The 4260-nt window shown below is 64.8% G+C and carries 1 protein-coding gene; it reads right to left on the bottom strand.

Translation table 11 applies throughout. From position 1 onward, the window contains the following. Nucleotides 1-3305, bottom strand: a 3305-nt coding sequence (locus ACIBF5_RS32555; RefSeq protein ID WP_396816731.1) for a hypothetical protein, incomplete at its 3' end; no start/stop codon positions are given. Between the last annotated feature and the right edge of the window lie 955 nt (nucleotides 3306-4260).

The raw sequence follows: 4260 nt of genomic DNA, 5'->3' as shown, positions 1-4260 counted from the left end.
TTAACCGACCCCAACCACGGATACCGCTCATGGACGGTCACGTCATCCAACCCAGACGCGATCACCTCAGTGAACTCACCAGCCGGACCCGCACCACTCAAGAACCAGTCGGTCACCGACTCTTGACCCACCGGGTCTTGACCCACCGGGTCTTGACCCACCGGGTCTTGACCCACCGGGTCTTGACCCACCGGGTCTTGACCCACCGGGTCTTGAGCGGCATCGTCCACCTCATCGTGGAGGTACAAGTCGGTCAGCGATTCGACAACGTCAGAGGATGCCAGCAACGAGTCAATCTCGCCCAGGATCTCCTGGAGTTCCTGGGCCCTACTCGATGCAAAGTCTCCGTCGGCGCCCGGCATAATTGCGTAGTCTTGAAGTTGCTGGCCGATCTCTCCCAATTGTTGCCGCGTCTGTCGCAGCGGTCGCGGCCACGAGGGGTAGGCAGGGCCGACGAGGATGGCCCCCAACTGCCGGGAAATCTCCTCCGCATGGCTGTCGTCGATCAGGGGACCGCTGCTGGCCACCCGCCCACTCATGGTGCGAAGGAACTCGGAAATTTGGTTTGTCAGCGGCAGTTGCGGTAATTCCTCGCCCTCCCGGCGCTCACCCTCGGCGCGCAGACCCCCGAGTAGGCCGACGATTCTCGTATGATCTTTGTTCATCTCGTCCGGCGATATCCGGTTCAGGCGAAGCCTCCGGATCTCGTATACGGCAGATTCCTTCGATCGGCCCCGATTATCGTCAAGGTTCTCGAAAGGTAACGAACCCGACCCGCTATTCAGGCCCACAGCCACCATCTGCTCGATCTCGAATTCAGGATTGTCAAGCAGGGCATTGTCGAGGTATTCACCGATCGTGTATCGATCGTCGATACTCTCCGCCTCCGGAGTCTGTAGCTGAAGGTAGTCGATGCTATCGAAGTTTTGCCCCTGGTGCCGCCGAAGGTACTGGTGACGGTAAATGCTTTCACTTGTGATGTGTCTGTGAAAGCGCGTCTTCCACATTCCCCTAATGGCCGGAGCGTTGACTTCAAGGAACAGACGCACCGAGTTCGGTAGCTTCTGACGGACCACCGCCAGTGGATTCCTGAGACCCATCGAGAGTAGATTCTTTACCAGCATGCCAACCTTGGCGGCATCGTGCTCGGCGGCGGCGGAGACGTGCGTGTATGTATGCACCATGAAGTCCCAGAGTTGCGCGACTTCCGGCATGTACAGGTACGACTCGGCCTCAGTTGGCGAAACACCAAGGTACTGAGCGACGACATCTCGACCGAACTCTATACCGCCGAGCAGGAGTGCCCGCGCTTCGGGAATCGGAGGATTCGGGTCCGATGCCAACCATCTCGCCATCCCGAGGCCGTCGCCAATGGGTAGGCCGATGTTCCACTGGACGTAAAGGCTGTCGTCACGGAATGGCACGAAAACTCGCGCACCCTCACCATCCGGCGCGATCTCCCACCCTTCTTCGGGAGGATAGAGCACCTCAATCGGCAACCCAGGCTGACCCGGTTGGTAAAGGGGCGCCGAAGCCAACCGTTCACCCACGCCACGGATCTCCCGGAAGACGCTGTCCCAGGACGGCCGCCCGCTGTCCCCATGAGGATCGGCCACCGTCGGATGGACCCTGTCCTCAATAATATTGAACGTGGTCCCGGTGGGCTCTTGTTGCCCCGGCCCACGTGCCGACTCACGGTCTGGGTAAAAGAGACCGTCGGAATCTTGGTAATACGTCTTTTGGTCCAGGGTCACTTCCATGCTGTACGGCATATCGACGCCGGCGCCGCCCGCACGCCTTCTCGCCAGAACCGGACTGTACTCAGGATCCACCCCGGGGCGCAGCATCACAATCGCCGAACGTTCGACCTCGGTGGCGACCCCCTCGGCGTAACCGTCCAACTCGGCTGGATCGGCGGCATACGAGTCTGCCGGCACGCCGATTTCTTTGTCCATCGGGAGAAAATAGAGATCCTCAGACTCGTTCGGCTCCGGAGCCCAGTCGGCGCGCTGAGCGTCGAGGAAGTCCACTACACCGCCGTCGCGGACCACCACGTTGAACGCGTGTGAGGCCCCTACCCCGGCACCCGAAGCCGGGTCGCGGACCAACAACACACCCCGCGACCCGGCCGGGGCCGTCGTCATCGTGGTACGGACCGATTCGATACTCGTACGGAAAATCGGCGACCTGTCCTGATCGGACAGATACAACTGCTGACGCTGATATGTCACCAGGTCCGACTCCGGCATGGCGCTCTCCGCCGGAGCCGTCCACGTCAACGCCTCACCCGGCTTCAGACTCATGTCGGCGGCGATCGCGACGAGCACGCAGTTCGTGGCGGCCCCGTCCGGGTTCACCAACGCTAACCAGGGATACGTTTCCAGCGCCCGCGCGTTATGAACATCCGGCAACAAAATATCCGCAACAGACCCACCCACCGTTGGGGACGTCGTCGCGGCGGAGCCTCCCACCCCCACCCGGTCGCTGTTCGGTGTCGACCAGGTCGCCTCGGGCAGGGTCGGGAAGCCAAGAGCCGTCGTTGTATCCGGGTGTGGCGCTGCCGAGCTGCTCGACACAGAACCCGGGTCCGCCGGCTCGCTCGCGTTCCGGGTAGGCGCCGGGCCTTGACTGGCGGCGGACTGCACCTGCTCTGCGGGAGCCGGATCCTCAAGCAACGGACGCATCGAGTACGGCGGGTCCATGCTGGTGCCGTCGCGGCTCTCCGTCGCCTCGGTCGTATCGGTCGCATCGGTCTCCGCCGCCGGCCCGCCGCTGGTGACCGGCACCGGCTGGACGATCAACGGCGGCATCGGAGGTTCCGGCATGAGATCCGCCCGTACCTCGGCACCGTCCACAGGCGCCTCGGCGCCTTCGGCCCGCCGGACTGTCTTCGCCAACTCCCGCTCGTCGCGGATCGCCGCCGCGGAGTCCGGCACACTCTGCGGCCCAACCCCCGTCAGCAGCAGCGACTCGGGCAGGTCCACCCCTTCCAGCGGAAGGTTCGCAGCCCCCTCCTCGTCGCTCTCGTCGACGTCCAGGTGCGCCACCCGAGAAGCCCGCTTCGATTCAACGCCGGCCGTACGGAACAGCACTGTCGAGCTCGGTGTCCAGCCCTCCTCGACTACCGGGCCGGACCTCCCCGAAGTCGCCTCCGGAGTCGGGATCTGCGCAGGATCGGTAACCGCCGGATCAGCAGTCGTTCCTGCGCTGTCCACAACGTACAGAGGCGTCACCCGCTGATCGGCGGGCTCCACCTGTACCGCCGACTGCTCCGCCACCAGCGGCAGATCTACGCGACTGTCCACAGTCGAAGTCCTCGACCCCGCCGACACTGGGGTCGTCACGGAGACCGGGGAAGTCACCCCCGAAGTGGATGCCCCCGGCGGAGCCAACCTCGCCTGGGTGGAGACACCTGGCGGCGGTGTCGACGCCGAGGTCGAGGCAGCCGAGGTGGTGGGCCTGGTCGAGCCGTCGGGAACCAGTGGGCTGTTCGGGCTCACCGGGGTCACACCGGCCGTTGCGGGTATGCCGGAAATGCTTACCGGCCCGCTTGTCTGCGCCGGACCCGTCTGCGAGTTCAGCGCCGGACCCGTCTGCGGACCCGTCTGCGAGTTCAGCGCTGGACTCGTCTGCGTGAGGGTCTGGGGAATCGTGTGTGGAGTTTGTGGGCCGGTCTGTGACAAGGCCGGGTTCGTGACGGGCTGCGGCCCCACCAGCCCAGATGTGCTGGTGGTCGGGGGAACACCGTTGCTGCCCGGGGCCGGGGCGTCCACGTCCGGTCCGGGGTCGAGGAACGCGGATGGTTCCGGTGTGCCGTGCAGCACCAACACGGGAGCCGAGTCCAACGGCGGAAACGACACATCCTGCCCCGGCCCGGGGACCACGTCCGGCGGAATAATCACGTCCGGTCCGGTGATCACGTCCGGCGGGATGATCACTTCGGGTCCGGTCGCCTCACCAGCCGGCGGGACACCAGGCAGGAACACCTCGTTCCCATCCACCGACGACCCGACACCACTTCCCGTCGACGAACCCGACCTGCCCGGACCCGAACCCGAACCGGAACCGGACCCCGAGCCGGAGCCGGAGCCGGAGCCGGAGCCGGAGCCGGAGCCGGGGTTCGCGGGAGAAACCGGGATCGACGACGGGGATCCCGGACCACCCCCCGAATACCCGGGCGGCGAATCCATAGGAGACCCGGAATACCCAGGCGGACCGTCAGGATCAACCGCCACATACGGCGGCACCGGATCCCGATCC

This window comes from Micromonospora sp. NPDC050417 (genome assembly GCF_044458865.1).
In the GTDB taxonomy this organism is placed as follows: Bacteria; Actinomycetota; Actinomycetes; order Mycobacteriales; family Micromonosporaceae; genus Micromonospora_G.
The sequence above is the reverse complement of the archived record's forward strand: the minus strand, read 5'-3'. Positions and strand labels throughout refer to the sequence as shown.